The sequence below is a fragment of the Leclercia sp. UBA2479 genome (genome assembly GCF_002341985.1).
GTDB classification, from domain to species: domain Bacteria; phylum Pseudomonadota; class Gammaproteobacteria; order Enterobacterales; family Enterobacteriaceae; genus Enterobacter; species Enterobacter pneumoniae.
On record NZ_DDPB01000004.1, the window covers coordinates 200,591 to 220,204 of the forward strand.

The 19,614-nt window shown below is 57.2% G+C and carries 17 protein-coding genes; 3 read left to right on the top strand and 14 right to left on the bottom strand.

Features of this window, described 5'->3' with window-relative positions; genetic code table 11:
• Positions 1-39: 39 nt before the first annotated feature.
• Positions 40-417 (bottom strand): DUF4440 domain-containing protein, encoded by a 378-nt coding sequence (locus B3B59_RS04130; RefSeq protein WP_286808146.1) that lies wholly within the window; start codon positions 415-417, stop codon positions 40-42.
• Positions 414-1,625 (bottom strand): MFS transporter, encoded by a 1,212-nt coding sequence (locus tag B3B59_RS04135; protein WP_286808148.1) that lies wholly within the window; start codon positions 1,623-1,625, stop codon positions 414-416. Before B3B59_RS04135 ends, B3B59_RS04130 begins: the two co-directional genes overlap by 4 nt.
• 106 nt (positions 1,626-1,731) lie before the next feature.
• Here B3B59_RS04135 and B3B59_RS04140 point away from each other — a divergent pair, with 106 nt between their 5' ends.
• Positions 1,732-2,625 (top strand): LysR family transcriptional regulator, encoded by an 894-nt coding sequence (locus B3B59_RS04140; protein ID WP_286783965.1) that lies wholly within the window; start codon positions 1,732-1,734, stop codon positions 2,623-2,625.
• Between the two features lie 488 nt (positions 2,626-3,113).
• On the opposite strand, the gene mutS is transcribed toward B3B59_RS04140, so the two are convergent.
• Together mutS and B3B59_RS04150 are read right to left on the bottom strand one after the other, a co-directional pair.
• Entirely contained in the window at positions 3,114-5,675 is a 2,562-nt protein-coding gene (gene mutS, locus B3B59_RS04145) for a DNA mismatch repair protein MutS (protein WP_212476379.1), read from the bottom strand.
• A gap of 113 nt (positions 5,676-5,788) precedes the next feature.
• The gene (locus B3B59_RS04150; RefSeq protein ID WP_040074270.1) at positions 5,789-6,019 is read right to left on the bottom strand and encodes a SymE family type I addiction module toxin; all 231 of its coding nucleotides are present in this window, start codon (positions 6,017-6,019) and stop codon (positions 5,789-5,791) included.
• Positions 6,020-6,203: 184 nt separating this feature from the next.
• Between B3B59_RS04150 and B3B59_RS04155 the strand changes: the two genes are divergently transcribed.
• Positions 6,204-6,548 carry a nitrous oxide-stimulated promoter family protein gene (locus B3B59_RS04155; protein WP_212476371.1) on the top strand — a complete coding sequence of 115 codons (345 nt, stop codon included), beginning with the start codon at positions 6,204-6,206 and terminating at the stop codon, positions 6,546-6,548.
• A gap of 3 nt (positions 6,549-6,551) precedes the next feature.
• Here the strand turns inward: B3B59_RS04155 and B3B59_RS04160 are convergent, their stop codons facing one another.
• The 6 genes from B3B59_RS04160 to ascF all read right to left on the bottom strand — a co-directional run bounded on the left by B3B59_RS04160 (position 6,552) and on the right by ascF (position 13,685).
• A complete protein-coding gene (locus B3B59_RS04160) occupies positions 6,552-7,772 on the bottom strand; it encodes an MDR family MFS transporter (RefSeq protein ID WP_233800749.1) in 1,221 nt (406 codons plus the stop codon).
• 14 nt (positions 7,773-7,786) lie between these two features.
• Entirely contained in the window at positions 7,787-8,548 is a 762-nt protein-coding gene (locus B3B59_RS04165) for an ABC transporter ATP-binding protein (protein WP_286808149.1), read from the bottom strand.
• Positions 8,548-9,585 (bottom strand): FecCD family ABC transporter permease, encoded by a 1,038-nt coding sequence (locus tag B3B59_RS04170; protein ID WP_046886142.1) that lies wholly within the window; start codon positions 9,583-9,585, stop codon positions 8,548-8,550. Before B3B59_RS04170 ends, B3B59_RS04165 begins: the two co-directional genes overlap by 1 nt.
• A complete protein-coding gene (locus tag B3B59_RS04175; RefSeq protein WP_040074276.1) occupies positions 9,585-10,583 on the bottom strand; it encodes an ABC transporter substrate-binding protein in 999 nt (332 codons plus the stop codon). Before B3B59_RS04175 ends, B3B59_RS04170 begins: the two co-directional genes overlap by 1 nt.
• A 206-nt stretch (positions 10,584-10,789) precedes the next feature.
• Positions 10,790-12,214, bottom strand: coding sequence for a 6-phospho-beta-glucosidase (locus B3B59_RS04180; RefSeq protein WP_040078404.1), 1,425 nt, complete (start codon positions 12,212-12,214; stop codon positions 10,790-10,792).
• 19 nt (positions 12,215-12,233) lie between these two features.
• Positions 12,234-13,685, bottom strand: a complete 1,452-nt coding sequence (gene ascF, locus B3B59_RS04185) for a PTS cellobiose/arbutin/salicin transporter subunit IIBC (RefSeq protein ID WP_286808150.1) — start codon at positions 13,683-13,685, stop codon at positions 12,234-12,236.
• Positions 13,686-13,927: 242 nt separating this feature from the next.
• Here ascF and B3B59_RS04190 point away from each other — a divergent pair, with 242 nt between their 5' ends.
• Positions 13,928-14,941, top strand: coding sequence for a LacI family DNA-binding transcriptional regulator (locus B3B59_RS04190; RefSeq protein WP_040074278.1), 1,014 nt, complete (start codon positions 13,928-13,930; stop codon positions 14,939-14,941).
• Here B3B59_RS04190 and B3B59_RS04195 read toward each other — a convergent pair.
• The 4 genes from B3B59_RS04195 to norV form a co-directional block, all read right to left on the bottom strand.
• Positions 14,938-16,587, bottom strand: coding sequence for an SgrR family transcriptional regulator (locus tag B3B59_RS04195; protein WP_286808152.1), 1,650 nt, complete (start codon positions 16,585-16,587; stop codon positions 14,938-14,940). The genes B3B59_RS04190 and B3B59_RS04195 overlap by 4 nt on opposite strands.
• 129 nt (positions 16,588-16,716) lie before the next feature.
• A complete protein-coding gene (locus tag B3B59_RS04200; RefSeq protein ID WP_207292290.1) occupies positions 16,717-16,875 on the bottom strand; it encodes a hypothetical protein in 159 nt (52 codons plus the stop codon).
• Between the two features lie 163 nt (positions 16,876-17,038).
• Positions 17,039-18,172 carry an NADH:flavorubredoxin reductase NorW gene (norW, locus tag B3B59_RS04205; RefSeq protein ID WP_286808155.1) on the bottom strand — a complete coding sequence of 378 codons (1,134 nt, stop codon included), beginning with the start codon at positions 18,170-18,172 and terminating at the stop codon, positions 17,039-17,041.
• On the bottom strand, positions 18,169-19,614 hold the full coding sequence (gene norV, locus B3B59_RS04210; protein ID WP_286808157.1) for an anaerobic nitric oxide reductase flavorubredoxin: 1,446 nt from the start codon (positions 19,612-19,614) through the stop codon (positions 18,169-18,171). The genes norW and norV overlap by 4 nt, the downstream gene beginning before the upstream one ends.

Sequence of the window (19,614 nt, forward strand, 5' to 3'; positions counted from 1 at the left end):
AAAAAAGGCCCGTCGTGAGACGGGCCTTTTTCTTTTGTGCTACCCCTGCGTCGTTTCGTGCAACAGACGCCAGGTGACTCCAGCGCCTTCCTGATTAAGCACCGCAGTTGACCAACGTACGTTGACAGGCTGGTCCGGACGGGTTTGCGTCTCCCTATAGTGCAGCACCGCGCCACCTTCCCATTCCTGCACCGTAGCGAGCTCATCGATAGCTATTTTCAGGCCGTGGCGACTGCCGCGCTGGTTTTGCAGGAAGCCGGCCAGTGCCGCATGATCCAGATGAGTGCCGCCCGGTGGAATCATCATAAAATCCGGCCGGAAGCGGGCGAGCAGGGCGGTGATATCGCCTTCGCCTTCTCCAAGCCACTGCTCGAGCGCAACGTGAAGATCAATAATTTCTTTTACGTACGGGGTCATGATTTCTCCTGTTGAAGCTGCATCAGCACCTTCGCATTGTTAAGACGAATAACGGTCAGCAGGGGCAGTAAGGTTACGCCAGCGGCAAAAAGAAAAGTACTGTGCCACGCCGTAATCGGCGGCAGGTAGTGGTGCGCCAGGCTAAGTAGCGCGGCCAGCACTAACGCCCCCAGAAAAAAACTCAGCTGACGGTTCAGGTTCCACAGCGCGCTGGCATCCGGCATCGCATCATGCGGGATAGTCAAAAACGCGCTGCTTTGCGCCGTGCTGCTGCACAGGCTACCGCCCGCACCCATAAGCGTAAATGCCAGCACCGGCAGTGCGAGCGGGCTCTCCGGGCCGACAGGGACAAGAAGCGCCATTCCCGTGGCCTGCAAAAGAGAGCCGAGGATAATCAGCGGTCGGGGACCCAGACGGTTGAAGTAGCGTCCGGTTGATGCGATCGCCACAAAAGAGGCCAGTGACCAGGGCAGCATCAGCGCCCCCGTTTCGGCAGGCGTCAGTCTGGCGACGCTTTGCAGGTAAAACATGCCTATCACGTTCACGCCAATGAACGTGCCGGGAATGCACAGGTAGACCAGCATAGAAAACCGCAGCAGCGGATCTTTCAGCAGCGGGAGATGAAGCAGTCGTCGCGTCACGATCTGCTGTGGTTTCTCGTCACGAAGCCATAGCCAGGCCAGCGTAAATGCGAGGGCAGCGACGGGCAGAGTCGCAAAAAAAATCCATCGCCAGCCGAGCGTCTGCACCAGCACGCCGCCCAGCGCGGGTGAGCATGCCGGTGCCAACAGCGCCACCAGCATAACCGCTGAAGAGAGCCTGGCACGTTCGTGCGGCTTAAACTGCTGCCACGCCAGCGCCTGCCCAACCGGTATCAGCAGCCCGCCGCCAAGCCCCTGCACGACGCGCCAGGCGATGAGGCTGTCGAGTGTGGACGCCAGCCCCGCAGCGGTAGAGGCGGTACTAAACAGTAAAAGCGATAGCAGGATCAGGCGTTTGGGGCCAAGCAAGCGCGCCAGCATGGCACTGAATGGGATGACCAGCGTTAGCCCGGCAATATAGCCATTACTCACCCAGGCAAGTGCGGAAGGCGTGGCGTCAAACGCCCGGCCCATTGCTGGAAAGGCAACGCTGGCGATGAACATGTTAATCAGGTCGAGAAAAAAGCCGAGCAGAAATACAACGGCAACCCTGGTGCGATAGGTCATGGGAACTCCTCCAGTGAGGCCGTATCGTAGCGGGCGGGAGAGAACAGATAAACGCGACAAAGCGCGATATACTGTCAAAAAAATTTTGACAATAAAAAGGCTGACGATGTTGAATTTGCAGCGCACAGGGATGTTTGTGGCGGTGGTAGAGAGCGGAAGTTTTACCGCTGCCGCAGATGTTATGGGGTTAACAAAAGCGGTTCTCAGTTTCAATATTCGCCAACTCGAAGATGAGCTGGGCGTCACGCTGTTGCTACGATCCACTCGTCGGCTGCGCTTAACCGAAGCCGGGGAGCTGTTTTACCAACGTAGCGTGGCGCTGCTTCAGAACGCGGAGAAACTCGCGGATGATGTGCGCGCCAATCATGCCGGGCTGACGGGGGAACTGCGTATTACCAGCACTCCCGAATATGGGGCGAAGGTGGTGGTGCCCCTGCTGGCCGAATTTAGCCTTCAGCACCCGGAGCTGCGCGTGCGGCTGGTATCATCTTCGCTGCACAGGGATCTTATTTCTGAACGTTTTGATGTCGCCATTCGGCTTGGGACGCTTGCAGATTCGCGCTATCACGCCGCGCTGATTTCGCAGTTTGCCATCTTGCCCGTAGCATCCCCGGCGTGGCTGCAGGCCCATCCTGTGGGATCACCAGAGGCGCTGGCGCAGGCTGACTGGATCATTCATGAACGCGTCGCTTCACCGCTGCGCTGGCAGCTACGTAACGCTGCCGGTGAGAGCGTCATGCTGGAGATAAAAAAAGCCCCGCGATTATATGCGGACAGCGCGCAGGCATTAATGGCCTTTGCCCTGGCCGGTAGCGGTGTGGCGCTGTTGCCTGCGTGGCTGGCACAAAGTGCGCTGGAGGCGGGGCAACTGCTCCCCGTTTTACCGGAATACACTTTTGCCCAACAGGGCATCTATGCTGTCTATCCTGATGCCCAGCATGTTTCAGCAAAGGTGCGCACGTTTATTGATTTTATGCGTACCCGGGTTAACGCGTTATGATCCTGGTTTTGTCGGGTACCGCTCAGGTTCTTCGCTGTGAAGGTACCCTTCCAGCGCCCTCATCAAACGCGGATAAAAAAGAAAGCAGCGATGATGGCCGGCATGATTATGCTCGCCATTTTCCAGACGGCAGGTTCTCTGCTGCTCCGCCGGTTCGCCGGCATCGCCTTGTGCTCATGGTCATGTCGGTGAGAGCCAGCGGTTCCACTCCTGGCTGCCAGAGAGTGATATCTGTTACTGCTGGTGAGTTGCCGTAGGGCGCGTCGCTACGACTGCCGCTGAAAAACGGTCGTGACAGATGGACAAAGCACAACGGCAACTCTGGTTGTCATGCCGATCAGTTAGCGCGGTGGAATCGTTCCGTTCACCTCATGTTCAGCGGAGTGTGGCATTACACCACCCGTGAACGTGACAAGGAGGACCGGCCGTGTATGAACCGGTCTCATAGGTTACAGATCTGACTCAATCGGCCCGGAGACCGCTGAGCCCTAAACCAGGCTCTTCAACCGGTAGATCCACTCCAGCGCCTGACGCGGTGTCAGTGTATCCGGGTCGAGATTCTCCAGCGCCTCAACGGCAGGCGACGTCTCTTCTGCTGGCGCAAGCAACGACATCTGCGTACCATCTATCTGGGTTGCCGCCGCGTTTGGCGACAGGCTTTCCAGCTCGCGCAGTTTCTGCCGTGCCCGTTTAATGACCTCTTTAGGCACCCCTGCCAGCGCCGCTACCGCCAGGCCGTAGCTCTTGCTGGCCGCGCCATCCTGCACCGTGTGCATAAAGGCAATGGTATCCCCATGCTCCAGCGCGTCCAGATGCACATTTGCCACCCCTTCCATCTTTTCGGGCAACTGGGTTAGCTCGAAATAGTGGGTTGCAAAGAGCGTCAGCGCCTTGATTTTGTTTGCCAGGCTTTCAGCGCAGGCCCACGCCAGCGACAGGCCGTCGTAGGTTGAGGTTCCGCGGCCAATTTCATCCATCAGCACCAGGCTGTTTTCCGTCGCATTGTGCAGAATATTGGCGGTTTCGGTCATCTCCACCATAAAGGTGGAGCGGCCGCTGGCCAGGTCATCTGCCGCACCCACGCGGGTGAAAATGCGATCGATGGGGCCGATCTCAACTTTTTGCGCGGGCACGTAGCTGCCGATATAGGCCAGAAGCGCAATCAACGCGGTCTGGCGCATATAGGTACTTTTACCGCCCATGTTCGGGCCGGTAATGATCAGCATACGACGCTGAGGCGACAGGTTAAGCGGGTTGGCAATAAAGGGCTCATTGAGCACTTGTTCCACCACCGGGTGGCGACCTTCGGTGATACGAATGCCAGGCTTATCGCTAAAGGTGGGGCAGCTGTAGTTCAGCGTATCGGCACGCTCCGCCAGGTTAACCAGCACGTCCAGCTCTGCCAGCGCGCTTGCGCTGAGCTGCAGATCGCCCAGATGCGGCATCAGCGTATCGAACAGCTCGTCATAAAGCTGTTTTTCCAGCGCCAGCGCTTTCCCTTTGGAGGTCAGCACTTTGTCTTCGTACTCTTTTAGCTCAGGAATAATATAGCGTTCGGCATTTTTGAGCGTCTGGCGGCGGACATAGTGGATAGGCGCCAGGTGGCTCTGCCCACGGCTAATCTGGATGTAGTAACCATGAACGGCGTTATAGCCGACTTTCAGGGTATCCAGGCCCAGGCGTTCGCGTTCGCGGATCTCCAGTTTATCGAGATAATCCGTTGCACCGTCTGCCAGCGCGCGCCACTCATCCAGCTCTTCGTTATAGCCAGGTGCGATAACGCCACCGTCGCGCACCAGCACCGGCGGGGTTTCAACCACAGCACGCTCCAGTAACTCGCGCAGCTCGCTAAATTCACCCATGGTCTCACGCAGCTTTTGTACCGGTGCGCTCTCAACCTCAGCCAACTGCGCCCGCAGGGTGGGCAACTGCTGAAAGGCATGGCGCATACGGGCTAAGTCACGTGGGCGAGCGGTGCGCAGCGCAAGACGGGCAAGGATACGTTCGAGGTCGCCTACCTGGCGCAAAACCGGCTGCAGTTCGGTAAAACGATCCTGCAAGGCGGCGATAGTCTGCTGACGGCCGACCAGCGTTGCGGTATCACGCACCGGCATGTGCAGCCAGCGCTTGAGCATACGGCTCCCCATTGGGGTGACGGTGCTGTCGAGCACCGAGGCCAGGGTGTTTTCAACGCCCCCGGCCAGGTTCTGGGTGATCTCGAGATTGCGACGGGTGGCGGCATCCATGATGATGCTGTCCTGCTGGCGCTCCATGGTAATAGAGCGGATGTGCGGCAGAGCCGTGCGCTGGGTGTCTTTCACGTATTGCAAAAGACATCCCGCCGCGCAAAGTCCACGTGGCGCATTCTCGACACCAAAACCAATGAGATCGCGGGTGCCAAACTGCAGGTTGAGCTGCTGACGGGCGGTATCGATCTCAAACTCCCACAGGGGGCGACGACGCAGGCCGCGACGACCTTCAATCAATGCCAGCTCGGCAAAGTCTTCGGCATACAAGAGTTCCGCGGGGTTGGTGCGCTGTAGCTCTGCCGCCATGGTTTCACGGTCGGCCGGTTCACTCAGACGAAAACGCCCGGAGCTAATATCCAGCGTGGCGTAGCCGTAACCTTTGCCGTCCTGCCAGATAGCGGCCAGCAAATTATCTTGCCGCTCCTGCAGCAGGGCTTCATCACTGATGGTGCCAGGGGTGACGATGCGCACCACTTTGCGCTCAACCGGCCCTTTTGAGGTCGCCGGATCGCCAATCTGTTCGCAAATGGCTACCGACTCACCCTGATTAACCAGCTTCGCCAGATAGTTTTCCACCGCGTGGTGGGGAATGCCCGCCATCGGGATCGGCTCGCCTGCAGAGGCGCCGCGTTTGGTCAGCGAGATATCGAGCAGCTGAGATGCGCGTTTCGCATCATCATAAAAAAGCTCGTAAAAGTCGCCCATCCGATAGAACAGCAGGATCTCTGGATGCTGGGCTTTCAGCTTCAGATACTGCTGCATCATGGGGGTGTGAGCGTCTAAGTTGTCGGTAGTGGTCATGGAGTGATGATGTCCATTTCTTTGAAAATAGTACGATTTAAGCGACGCAATGGTCATGAATTAAGGCTATTGTCGCATGAAAAAATGACCTCGCGCAGCAAAATGTGGCCCCTTTAGGCCGAGTTTTCGTTCATCAGCTCAATCACAATTTTGCCCTGCTCAACGCTAAGCTGCACCCGGGAGTGGGTTTTGAAACCCGCCGCTTCCAGCCAGTCGCCTTTCAGGTTCAGCGCGGCGTGCAGACTGTATCCTTTCGGCACTTTGGTCCGACGATCTTCGTGACGTCTGCGATAAGAACTTACGGTTAAATGACGAGACGGTTTTACAGTATTCAGTTCAGTCATTGCGGACTCCTTTCCTGGCCCTGAAGAAGAAAAAACACCTGTATAAAATGCCAGTAAAATTACCCAATGACAAACGCAGAGCTGCGAGACTGCTTCCAAAAACGGGATGCAAAAAATGAAATCAGGCTGAAACGTGCGGCATGAAGAGGTATCATGGATGCAACTTATAAACAGGTATGCTGACATGTCCGGAAAACGCATTACGCGCGAAAAAGAGACCATCCGCAAAATGATTGCGCTCTATGAGGCGCAATGCCCTCAGGCTGTAAGCGAAGAGGGGCATTATCAGGCGCTGAATGCCTATGCGGATAAGCGTCTGGATAAATGTATTTTCGGTGAAGAAAAACCGGCCTGCAAACAGTGCCCTGTGCACTGCTATCAGCCGGCGAAACGGGAAGAGATGAAACAGGTCATGCGCTGGGCCGGGCCGCGTATGCTCTGGCGTCACCCGATTTTGACCCTACGCCACCTCATCGATGACCGCCGTCCTGTCCCGCCGCTGCCCGAAAAATATCGCCCCAAAAAGTAGCGCTTAGCGTCGCACCGGCCGGCAGATAAATATCATCGCCACGGCGCTGCAGAGTGGGAAACAGGCCAGTTGCAGCCAGGGATAGACCGCCTGGGGCGACGGGGTGAGGGCGTAATCGAGCTGGCTACCCAGCAACAAGTTCCCTGCCAGCACGGCGCATCCCCCTGCGGTGGCGAGCGCGCCATAGTGCGCCCCCAGCGTCGACTCGCTGGCAAACCACGGAATGATATCTTTAGCCGCAGGCACCAGCAGCATCTGTCCGAAAGTCAGTAGGGTAACGAAACAGGCCGCCGGCAGAAGACGCAGCCAGCCATCGGCCGGGGGATGGCTGGCAAACAGAGCCACACTCACGAAAGAAGCGGCCAGCACGGCAAAGCCGACGGGCAGAATGCGCACCGCACCGGCCCGGCGGGCAACACGTGCCAGGGGTAGCTGGAATACGATGATCAGCACGGAGGCCAGCATAAACAGCGGACCAAGATCTTTCTCGCTGCCGCCGGCTCGCTGAATCTCCACCGGGAGCGCCAGGTAGAGCTGGTTATAGCTTAAGAGCCAGGCGCTGTAAGCGATGATAAAAGCCACAAAGCGTGGCTGCCGGAAGGTGGTCCACCAGGGTGTGATGTGTAACGGTTTTTTCTGCGCGGAGGTGGGCAGGCAAAAGTGCAGCACCATCAACGCCACCACAAAGACCCCTGCGCCCGCCAGCGCTATCTGGCGAAAACCGATCCCCGCCAGCAGTGCGCCGGCTACGGGTCCGAGCACAGCACCCAACTCACCGCAAACCGCAAACAGTGCGAACCACTCCGCACGGCTGCGTTTGCCTTCCGCTTCGCTACGCGTGCCCGCTTTGGCCAGCAGGGCTTCGATGGAAGGGGAGAAGAGTGCACCGCCAATGCCCGTCAGACAGGCACCGAGGATTATCGCCCCGAGGGAGTCTCCCAGCGCCAGCAGCAAGTAACCCGCCACCCGCACCAGGCAGCCGCAAAGGATAACGCTACGCGCGCCAAAGCGGTCAGAGAGGGCACCGCCTACGATAAACATCCCCTGCTGGGAGAAGGTGCGTAACCCCAGGACAAGACCAATCAGCCCGCCGGAGAGCTGCATGTCATCGCGCAGGAAGATCGCCAGAAAGGGGACAACGGCGTAAAAGCCGATGTTAAACACAAACTGGCTGCCCAGTAAAACCGGCGGCCAGAGTTGTGTTGCCGGGCGCAAAGAGAGCATGGGCTTACCTGGCATCAGACGAGGAAATGGATATGTTTCTTGCCATGAAATGGCGATATTTCAATTTTCGTCTTCACGCGGAACACGTCCCACAGCAGATCTTCGGTGAGGATCGCCTGGGGTGAGCCGGTGGCAACAATCTGCCCTTTCTGCATAACAATCAGCGCATCGCAAAACATCGAGGCATGATTGAGATCGTGGATCGCCACAATGCTGGTGACCGGCAGTTCACTGATCAACTGCATCAGCTGCATTTGATGGTGAATATCCAGGTGATTGGTGGGTTCATCAAGCAGGATCTCGCTGGGGGTTTGCGCCAGCGCCCGGGCGATATGCACACGCTGCCGTTCACCACCGGAGAGGCTTAACCAGCCCTGGGTGCTTTTTTCCAGCATATTCACCCGCTCCAGCGCCGCGTTCACGGTGGCATCATCGTGGCTGCTCCAGCCGGAAAACGCCGTATGGTGCGGAATACGGCCGAGCTTAACGACGTCACGTACCTGCATGTTGGCGTCGGTCATGCCGTGCTGTTCAACAAAAGCGACGCGCCGCGCCAGCTGCTTTTTATTGATACGTGCAATGTTATTGCCATCCAGAGCGACGGTGCCCGCGTGAGGGCGGCGAAGTCCGGCAAGCACGCGCAGCAGAGAGGATTTCCCCGAGCCATTTGGCCCCAGCAGGCCGACCGTCTGCCCCGGCGTGACCCGGAGCGAGACGTTATTGACGATGACCTTTTTGCCTACCTTCCAGGTAATGTTATCGGCGGTGATACTCATCACTTATTCCTTGAACGGTAGATAATGACGGCGAAGAAGGGCACCCCCACCAGGGCCGTGACGACACCCACCGGCAGGCTTTGCGGCGCAATCAGCATGCGGGAGGCGATATCGGCCAGCACCATCAGAATCGCCCCGGCCAGCGCACTGGCAATCAGAAGCGTACGGTGCAGGGGCCCAAAGAAGTAGCGCATCATATGGGGTACCACCAGCCCAACGAAACCGATCGAGCCTGCCATACTAACGATGGTGGCGGTAATCAGCGCGGTGACGGTAAACAAGAGCAAACGGACTTGCGGTACGGCGATCCCCAGCGATGCGGCGGCATCGTCGCCAAAGGTAAAGGCATCCAGCGCACGGGAGTAATAGAGACAAATCGCCAGCCCCAGCAATACCACGACTAATACCAGCTGGAATTCCGGCCAGCGCACGCCGCTAAAACTGCCGAGCAACCAGAACATAACATCGCGTGCCTGCTGAGCGCTGGCGGAGGTGCTGATGGTGTATGCCGTGATGGCGTTAAACAACTGAGAGGCCGCGACCCCGGCCAGTATCGTGCGCTCATTGCCGCCACGCGCGCCGTTGGTCAGAAAGGCGACAAAGGCAAAGGCTGAAAAGGCACCGGCAAAGGCGCCCGCCGAGAGGGTGACGGCCCCGGAGCCAATCCCGAGAACCACGACCGATACCGCCCCGGTAGAAGCCCCGGCAGAGACGCCAAGCACGTAGGGCTCAGCGAGGGCGTTTTTCAGCAAGCTTTGCAGCACGGCACCGCAGATAGCCAGCCCGGCACCGCAGCACGCTGCTACCAGAGCGCGGCTAAGACGGAAATCCCAGATCACGCTCTCGTAGATACGGTTCAGGGGAACGTCGGTCAGCCCGGCTTTGTTAGCAATCGCATAGTAGACGGTTTGCAGGGGAATAGAGAGCTCCCCCACGCTTACGCCCAGCGCAATCACCAGCAATAAAAGCACAACAGCCAGCACGGACGAGGTGGTAAGCAGCAGGCCTTGTCGACGTTGTTGCACCACTGCCGTCATCAATTCAGCCCCAGCTTTCTGAGCTGCTCACCCACCTGCTCAGCACCGTAAATCGTGCGGATGGTAGGGTTCATCGCCTGGCCGTCCATAACAACGATATGCCCTTTTTTCACGGCGTCGAGCTGGCTGACGGCCGGATCGCTTTTCAGGAATTTAATCTTCTCTTGGGCACTATCGAGCGCCCAACGGTTGCGATCAAGGCTAGAAACAACAATCACGTCCGGGTTGGCAGCAATAATGCTTTCCCAGCCCACGGTCGGCCATTCCGTTTCAGAGGTGATGGCATTATGGCCACCCAGCACATTGGCGATAAAGCCGGACGCGCTATTTTTACCGCCGACATAGGCATCAGAGGAGGGGGAGGAGCTGGAGAACCAGAAGACGAACGAAAGGTCTTTTTTATTTTTGCTGAACTCAGTGCGCAGATCGGCTTCGCGTTTTTTGAAGTCGGCAATCAGCGCCTGGCCCCGATCTTCTACGTTGAAGATTTTTGCGAAGTCTTCGATCTCTTTATAAAGGAAGGTCATGTCCCAGAGTTTCTGACGGCTGCCGTACATATCACCAATGTCTTTTTTGGTAGCGCACATGCCGGGTGACATATAGCTGTTAACGCCTACTGTCTGCAGGTCTTCACGTTTGGCAACTTTACTCTCTGGCCCCAGCAGCAGCGGAAGCTGTGCCGGTACGAAGTCCGGATTCTGGGCGAGGATAGATTCGAGACCCGGGATTTCGACCGTCAGCGTTTTGATTTTTTCGTTTTTCGCCGCCAGTTCCGGCAGGACTTTGGTTGGCCAGAAAGCGCTGGCTACGACGTGATCCTCTAATCCCAACAACAGCAAAATTTCAACGGTATTCTGGCCCAGGGCGACGACGCGTTCCGGTGCTTTTGTAAACGTCTCTTTATAGCCGCAGTTCTCAATCGTCAGCGGATAAGTGGTCGCAAAGGCGGAGCCCGCAGTGGCGAGGAACAATCCTACTGCGCTGATGATGTTTTTCATGGAACGCTATCCTTCATTAATTTTATGTTGCGCTGCCCTGATGATGAGCAAGATGTAAATGAAACTCATTATTATGGCGAAGCTTTATACAATGTAATATATTTGGTGTCAATGAATGACAGTAACGTCATGAAATTATTGGGTATTGTAAGGGCGAGAGGGGCGAGGCGAAACAGCCGGGCGCACAGGTCGCCCGGTCGGGGAGGTTAGTCTAAATCGGCACCGTTGCTGGCGATGACTTTTTTATACCACCAGAACGATTTCTTGCGTTTACGATCGAGCGTGCCGTTGCCGGCGTCGTCGCGATCGACATAGATAAAGCCGTAGCGTTTGCTCATCTCACCAGTAGAAGCCGCCACCAGATCGATACAGCCCCAACTGGTGTAGCCCATCAGCGGAATGCCGTCTTCAATGGCATCGCCCATCGCGCGGATATGCTCGCGCAGATAGCTGATGCGATAGTCATCGTTAATCTCGCCGTTGGCGTCAACTTCATCCTTCGCACCGAGGCCGTTTTCCACCAGGAAAAGTGGCTTCTGGTAGCGGTCATACATCATGTTCATGGTAATACGCAGACCCAGCGGGTCGATGCCCCAGCCCCATTCGCTGACTTCGATGTGCGGATTTCGCAGAGATTTAACGATATTGGCCGCGCTGGTGTTATTGGCATTCATGTCAGCGGAAGCACAACGTGAGGCGTAATAGCTGAACGAGACGAAATCCACGGTGTTTTTCAGCAGTTCGTCGTCACCAGGGTCTTTAACAATGACCACCCCCTTTTCGCGGAACACGCGGGCGGAGTAGGCCGGGTAGCTGCCGCGCGCCTGTACGTCGATGAAAAAGAGATTTTCACGATCCTTTTCCAGCGCCATCCACACGTCTTCTGGCTTGCACGAATAGGGGTAGAAGTTACCGCCTGCCAGCATGCAGCCAACCTGGTTTTCCGGGTTTACCTCATGCGCAATTTTGGTTGCCAGCGCGCTCGCCACCAGCTCGTGGTGGGCAGCCTGGTACTTCACCTGATCTTCGTTTTCGCCCTCTTCAAACACCAGTCCTGCGCCGGAGAACGGGCTGTGCAGCATGATGTTAATTTCATTGAAGGTGAGCCAGTATTTCACCAGACCGTTAAACTCTTCGAAACAGGTTCGGGCGTAGCGGGCGAAGAACTCGACCATTTTACGGTTACGCCAGGATCCATATTCCGTTACCAGGTGCATCGGTACATCAAAATGACACAGGGTAACCAGCGGCTCGATGTTGTGCTTTTTGCACTCTTCAAATACCGCACGGTAGAAGGCAATCCCCTCCTGATTGGGTAAAGGTTCATCGCCATTAGGATAGAGGCGGCTCCAGGCGATCGAGGTGCGGAACACCGTAAAGCCCATCTCCGCCATCAGAGCGATATCTTCTTTATAGCGATGGTAAAAATCGATCGCGTTGTGGCTTGGGTAAAATTCATCCTCACGTAGCGCGAAGCGTTTTTCCTTGCCGACTTTCACCGCCAGTCGGTTGGCGCCGTGGGGGATCATGTCAACGGTGGTCAGCCCCTTTCCGCCTTCACGGTAAGCCCCTTCACTCTGGTTGGCGGCCAGTGCGCCGCCCCATAAAAATCCTTTTGGAAAAACTGACATTTTTACCTCGCTATTCACATTATGCTCGTGCTTCTGTCGCCTGCACCGGCGCAGTCTGCAGGGCGCGTACTTTTTCGGCTTCGTCTTCTACCGGAATATCCTCAAAGCCGAGGAGCAACGTCAGCACAAAGGAGAGTACGACGGCCAGCGCCATCACGCCAAAGACCCAGACGATAGTCATTGGGTTGGCCGGATCAAAGAACTGAACGCTGGTAAACAGCCCCGGAGCGGCCATGGAGTGGCTGGCAAGACCTGCGATACCAGCCACGGCGCCACAGATAAAGCCGCTGATCAGACTGGCGATTAACGGACGTTTCAGTCGCACCGCCACGCCATAGAGCGCCGGCTCAGAAATACCGGCCATGATGGCAGAGGCCGCCGCCGCCAGCGCCGTCTGGCGCAATTCCGGATTTTTGGTCTTCCAGGCCACCGCCAGCGACGATCCGCCCAGCGACAGGTTGGCGCCAATTTCAGACGGCATTACCATCCCCTCTTTCCCGGTTTCGGCAATGGTTTGAATGATAGTTGGCGTAAAGACGCGGTGCATACCGGTCATAACCAACAGAGGCCACAGCGCACCCATGATGGCCACGGACAGCCAGCCCAGATAGTCATGGATGGTGTACACCAGCGCAGAGATGGCGGTACCGATCCAGATCCCCAGCGGCCCAATCAGCACAATGGCGAGCGGGGCGGCAATCAGCACGATCAGCATCGGTTTAAGGAAGTTTTTCGTTACCGCCGGGGTAATGCGATCTACCCAGCGTTCGATGTACGAGAGACACCAGGTCATGACCAGCGCCGGGATCACCGTATAGGTGTATTTCACCGCCGTCACCGGAATAAAGGCGAACTCGACATGCTCACCCTGGGCGGCTTTGGCCATCAGCTCAATAAAGCTCGGGTGTACCAGCACGCCCGCGATGGCTATCGCCAGCGACATGTTGGTTTTGAATTTCACGGCCGCCGAGGCTGCCACCATTAGCGGCAGGAAGAAGAACGCGCCGTCACCAATCACCGTCAGGATGGTGAGGGTTGGAGCGCCCTTCGGTAACGCGCCGGTCATCTCCAGGATCATTGCCAGCAGCTTAACCATTGAACCACCGATGATCGCCGGGATCAGCGGTGACATCGTGCCGATCAGCGCGTCGAGGATCCCGGCGCCAATGCGGCGTAAGGTCAATTTTTGCGGGCCCTGCGGCGCAGCCGGCTGTAAATCGGTCGGCAGCAGGCTCACCACCTCGCGGTAGGCCTGCGAAACGGTATTGCCGATGATCACCTGGCACTGATTATCGTTACGTACCACACCCAGAACACCGCTGATTGTCTTCAGCGTTGCGCTATCAATGGCACTCTCGTCTTTCACAACGAAGCGCAAACGCGTCATGCAGTGGGTGACGGCGGTGATGTTATCTTTGCCGCCGAGCGCGCTGACTACGGCATTCGCCAACGCAGCATAGTTTTTGGCCATCGGGTTATATCCTGTTTTAACTGTAAGGTACGTCTTCATCGAACAGCGGGATGAGACTTAGATAGGAAACCGGTTCCACAAAATCATGAAGAGTTTCACATGATCAAACAAGATTGCATTTTGCTCATTTTTTATATTCGTGATGATGATCACCAATCAGGGTGACAAGTGTGATATTCCCGCTGCGACAATTTAATCGCCGTGAAGTACACTGCCGCTCATTAGATTGAGAGGGAAAAGTGATGACCACGATGCTGGAAGTGGCGAAGCGGGCAGGGGTTTCGAAGGCGACGGTTTCCCGGGTGCTTTCGGGCAACGGTTACGTAAGCCAGGAGACAAAAGACCGCGTGTTTCAGGCCATTGACGAGAGTGGCTATCGCCCCAATTTACTGGCGCGAAACCTCGCGACCAAACGCACGCAAACCCTGGGGCTGGTGGTAACTAACACCCTCTATCATGGTGTCTACTTCAGCGAGCTGTTGTTCCATGCCGCGCGAATGACCGAGGAGCGTGGGCGGCAGCTCATCCTGGCCGATGGCAAACACAGCGCGGAAGAGGAGCGTGAGGCGATTCAGTATCTGCTGGATATGCGCTGCGACGCGATCATTATTTATCCGCGTTTTCTCAGCGTCGATGAGATGGATGCCATTATTCAGGATCACAGCCAGCCGGTGATGGTGCTTAACCGTCGCCTGCGTAAAAACAGCAGCCATTGCGTTTGGTCCGATCACATTGCCTCCAGCGAGGCCGCGGTGACGCAGCTTATCAAGCTGGGTCATCGCGATATCGCCTTTATCACCGGCTCGCTGGACTCCCCAACCGGGATAGAACGTCTGAGTGGCTACAAAGCGGCGCTGGCGCAGCATCAGATCCCGCTGCGTGAGTCGCTGATTGTAGAGGGGAAATGGAACCCGGCGAGCGGCGCGGCGGGGGTTTCAACGTTGCTGGCTCGCGGTGAGACCTTCAGCGCACTGGTAGCCAGTAATGATGATATGGCGATTGGTGCCATCAAGCAGCTGCACGAGAGTGGGATCGCCACCCCGGCAGCGGTCTCGGTCATTGGTTTCGATGACGTTGCCATCGCCCCTTATATCGTTCCGTCGCTCTCCAGCGTCCGGGTGCCTGTCACTGAAATGATTAAAGAGACCATCAGCAGGCTGATCTTTATGCTCGATGGCGGCGATTTCACCTCACAGCAAAACTTTGCCGGCGAGCTGATATTGCGTGACTCGGTGGTGGCCGGGCCGCATCGCTAGCCTGCAGGCGGGGGAAGCCAGGCGCGGGTGAAATCGAGCCAGCCCCCTGCGGTTAAGACCATATCCTGCACATTTTCCAGGGCATTGATTTGATAGCGATAGTGGAACAGCGGCGTACAGGTTCCCTCGTCAAAAATCTGTTGAAAGAGGGGCGTCAGTTGGGCGTTAAAGTGGGCTTCGCTGTCGCACATCTGCATAAGCTGCTGCTTCTTTTTCTGCCAGCGCGCCACGCCTAACGCGGTCTGCCAGGCGGGCTCGTAAATCAACCACTCCCCCAGCGCGAACCCGGCGTTTTCCCTCGCCAGATAGTCCCCCAATAGCAGGTCGGCGTCGGCCAGCACATCCGGCTGATGCCAGCCATCACGGTCTCGCCATTCGATCTGCAACAGGCAACCGTGCCGCATCAAGTGTTGTCGCCATTTCTCTGCCAGCTCCCGCAGTTCGGGCGTGTGATAACACACCAGTTTCAGACGGGCTGGCAGCGGGCAGGCTGCCGGTTCCGGCGGTTCTTTCACGTGCAGGCCGGGCAGAATGTCGCTGCGGATCTGCAGGTCGCTGCGGGAGGCAAAGCAGCGCTGGTTAAGGCTTATCGCCTGGTGACGTAAGGCGGCGGCAAGTGCTTTGGGCAGTGCGCTATTGACCATCAGCCAGGCAAAGCCGCTGCTGGTGGAGGTCACCGCTTCCTGGGTTGTATTGCCCTTGCCTACGGTAATCCACGCCGGTTTCTCCAGCATTGAGCCGGTGCGCCAGAACTCTATCGCATGCAGTAGCGGGTGATGGCCAAAGTACCAGGGCTGACGTTCCAGCCGCAAATAATGTGAATGATGGCGGGCAATGGCAAAGGGGCCCGCGCCGATCTCGGGCTGGCGTGGATGGGGTAAACGGCAGACCGGATGCGCTAGCCGCTGTGGTAACAGCGCATCGGCGCGAGTGAGCTCGATTTCCAGACACCAGGGGGCCACCCGCGTAAGCGAGGCGATATGCTGCAACCCGACATTACGCGTCGGGTCGGCCAGCAGCTGCCGCATCGCCGTCAGGATATCGTCGTTGGTAATAGGCTGGCCGTTGTGCCAGTGCGCGCCGCTACGCAGATAGAAATGCCAGCGCCGTCCCCCATCAAGAGAAGCATAGTGGTGTGCCAGATCGCCTATAGGGTGCGGTTGACCGGGTTCATTGCGGGTTAAGCCTGCATGTACCGCACAGATAATATGTTGTTCTGCGCGACGGCGTTGCAGTGCCGGATGCAGGGAGGTGAGGGGACGGTACCAGGGAATACGCAGCGTCGGCTGGTGCTTCAGCCATTTACCGCCCAGAAAAGGGGTAATGATGTGATGCAGGCTGGCGGGATCGCCATCGGCCAGCTGCAGGGCGCTTTGGTAGTCACCCTTTTCCAGGCAGGCGCGCATCAGCGGAGCGCTCAGTTCGCTGGTGGTGCGCAGGCAGTGCAGCGTGGCGCGGTGGCCGCGTCCGGGCTGGGCCTCCCAGCGTAGCCAGCCGTTTTCCGCCAGCTGGCGTAACAGGGTGCGCGCATGCCGTTCACTGCAGACCGCCACCTCCGCGACTTCGGCAAGGGTCGTTTGCCTGGGCGAAGAGCCGTAGTGCAGAGAGAGCCGCTGATACTGACGAATTTTTTGTAACAGGCGCATGGCTTTGATCGGCATCTAATGAGGTGTGTTGAGAGTGTAAGGGCTTTTCAGGAAGAAATAGGGTGGAGTTGATCAACCTGTTCCGCTTTTTGCAATAAAGCCTTTGAAAGCGTCACAACCCGGTTCGGGTCAGGATTTTTTCTCGCCGAGCGGCAGCATAAGCTCGCGTAGCCGTTCCATGCGCTGCGACGGGGTAAGATAGAGCCAGCGCCACAGCACGGGTTCGGCGGGCTGAACCTTCCTGAACCACCGCTCCAGATAAGCCAGATCCTGTTTGAGGTTTGTCATGTCACGCTCTTCCGCCGTTGAATACCGCTTCAGGTTAAGCAGGATAGGCGGCATAAAACAGGGTGAGGTTTTGCGGTTGTTCCGCATTTAGACAGAAAAAAGCCCCGGGACATCGGGGCTGCGGATAAAAGATCCAAAGGTTAAGTAAGAGTGGCAGAGAGGGTTAAGCGGGCAGAGATTTCAGCAGGGCAAAGGCCTCCTTCATGCGATCTTCGCTGACCACGAAGGCGCGTAGCTGTCCCTCGCTGTCAGCGCCTTTGGCCACCATGCCCTGTGGTTCGATGGTGATTTGCCAGTTCAGATCCTGACGCTGGGTTTCGCCTGCAAGGTGCAGGGGCAGTTCAGGCGTTTTCACCTTCACCAGCATCGCGGGTAATTTCAGGGGCGCGCTGCCCCCGAGCAGGTTTTTCGCCAGATACATCGCGCTAAGCTGTATCGGCTGCAGGAAGGGCAGAAGCTGGCCGTTGATCTCAGCGCAGTCGCCCAGCGCATAGATGTCGGGCTGCGTGGTTTGCAGGTAACTGTCGACCTTCACGCCACGGTTTGTCTCCGCTCCCGCGCGGTGCGCCAGCGCCGTTTCCGGACGCAGCCCGGTCGCGGCAATCACCACATCAATGTCTACGCTGCGGTTGCGATCGAGGGTGGCGCGAATGCCGGTTTCGGTACGGGTCAGGCTTTGCAGCTGAGATTTCAGCAGCAGGTGTACGCCCATATCGGTTAAACGGTGCTGTAAGCGACTGCTTACTTCGGCGGGTATCAGCGCTGACAGAATGCTCGCCGCGTGATCGACCAGCGTGACGGCTTTACCCGCCCGACAAAAGTCCATCGCCAGCTCGGTGCCAATCAGACCACCGCCGACAATCATTACGCGCTGCGCGTCGCGAAGCCACGTTTCGCTGGCCTGGTACTCCTGCTGGCTGTTCAGCGTAATCATCAGCTCGCGGCCTTCAATCGGCGGCACAAAAGCGGAGGCGCCCGTGGCCAGCACCAGTTTGTCGTACTGCCAGGTATGATCTTTCGCTTTCACGACGTGCGCAGCGGCGTCGATATCGGTGACCCAGGTATAGGGGAACAGGCGCAGGTTGTACTGTTCCGCGAACTCCCCCGCCGTCTGGCGGGTGAGATCTTCGGCACGCTGATTCTGGCTAATGACGTGGCTTAAATCAGGTTTGTTGTACTCGTCCATGCTGTCGGCGGCAATCACCGTCAGCTGAACGCTGGGATCCTGTTTGCGGATATTTTTCACCAGCTGGCGGGCGGCAAAGCCCGAGCCGATGATCACGATTCCGTTATTCATTTTGCCTCCGATGCCAGTTCGTCAAAGACGTCTTTACCAAGGGAACATTCCGGGCAGAGGAAGTTGTCTGGTACGTCACTCCACGGCGTGCCCGGCGCAACATCCTGCAGCGGCTCGCCCAGTTCCGGGTCATAAATCCACTGGCAGACGCTGCACTGCATGCGCGGGCCGAGATCGGCAGAAGCGGTGGCACAGCTGCTGGCAGGCTGTGGTTCGGCCGGTTTTGCTGTGGCTTCCGGCAGCGGAGCGAGTGCCCACTGACGGGCGATATCGCGACCGTGCTGGCGGCAGATTTCCAGTGCGTCGATGTCCGGGCGCCATTTGGCTTTCAGGCTCATGGACATTTCGAAACCGGCATCCTGCAGGCGGGTAGAGAGTCGGTCAACCGCGCCGCCGCTCCAGCCGTGGGAGCCAAAGGCGCTGGCGCGTTTATTACGGAAACGCAGGCCGGTCATCTCCTCCACGAGGCCCGCGATTTTTGGCATCATCACGTTGTTCATGGTGGAGGTGCCCACCAGCACGCCTTTAGAGCGGAAGGTATTGGTCAGGATTTCGTTTTTATCGCTGCGAGCCACGTTGAAAATTTTCACCGCCACGTTCGGATCCACTTCGTTGATCCCCTGGGCAATGGCGTCCGCCATCATGCGGGTGTTGTTGGACATGGTGTCGTAGAAGATAGTGATGCGGTCTTCCTGGTAATCCGCCGCCCATTTCAGGTACAGCTCGACAATCTGCGTGGGATTTTCACGCCATACCACGCCGTGGGAGGTGGCAATCATATCCACCGGCAGGTTAAAGCCGAGGATCTCGGTAATTTTTGGCGTCACCAGACGGCTGAATGGCGTAAGAATGTTGGCGTAGTAGCGCTGGCACTGTTCGAACAGCTCGGTCTGGTCCACTTCGTCATTGAACAGACGTTCATCGCAGTAGTGCTGGCCGAAGGCGTCGTTACTGAACAGTACCGCGTCGTCGGTCATGTAGGTCATCATGCTGTCCGGCCAGTGCAGCATTGGCGTTTCCACAAAAATCAGCTGTTTGCCGTTACCGATATCCAGGGTATCGCCGGTTTTCACGGTGTGGAAATTCCACTCCGGATGGTGGTGATGACCGTTAATCGAGTCGATGGCATTGGTGGTGCAGTAGATTGGCGTGTTCGGAATATGGGACATCAGCTCGGTCAGCGCCCCGGCGTGGTCCTCTTCCGCGTGGTTAATGATGATGTAGTCGATAGCCTCCAGATCAATTTCGCTACGCAGGTTCTGCACGAACTCGCGGCTGAATTTATGATCGACGGTATCAATCAGGACGTTTTTACCTTCACGAATGAGATAGCTGTTATAGCTGCTGCCGCGCAGCGTTTTGTATTCCGTTCCGTGAAAATCACGCACTTCCCAGTCACGTTGACCAACCCAATGAATGTTATTTTTAACCAGAATAGACAT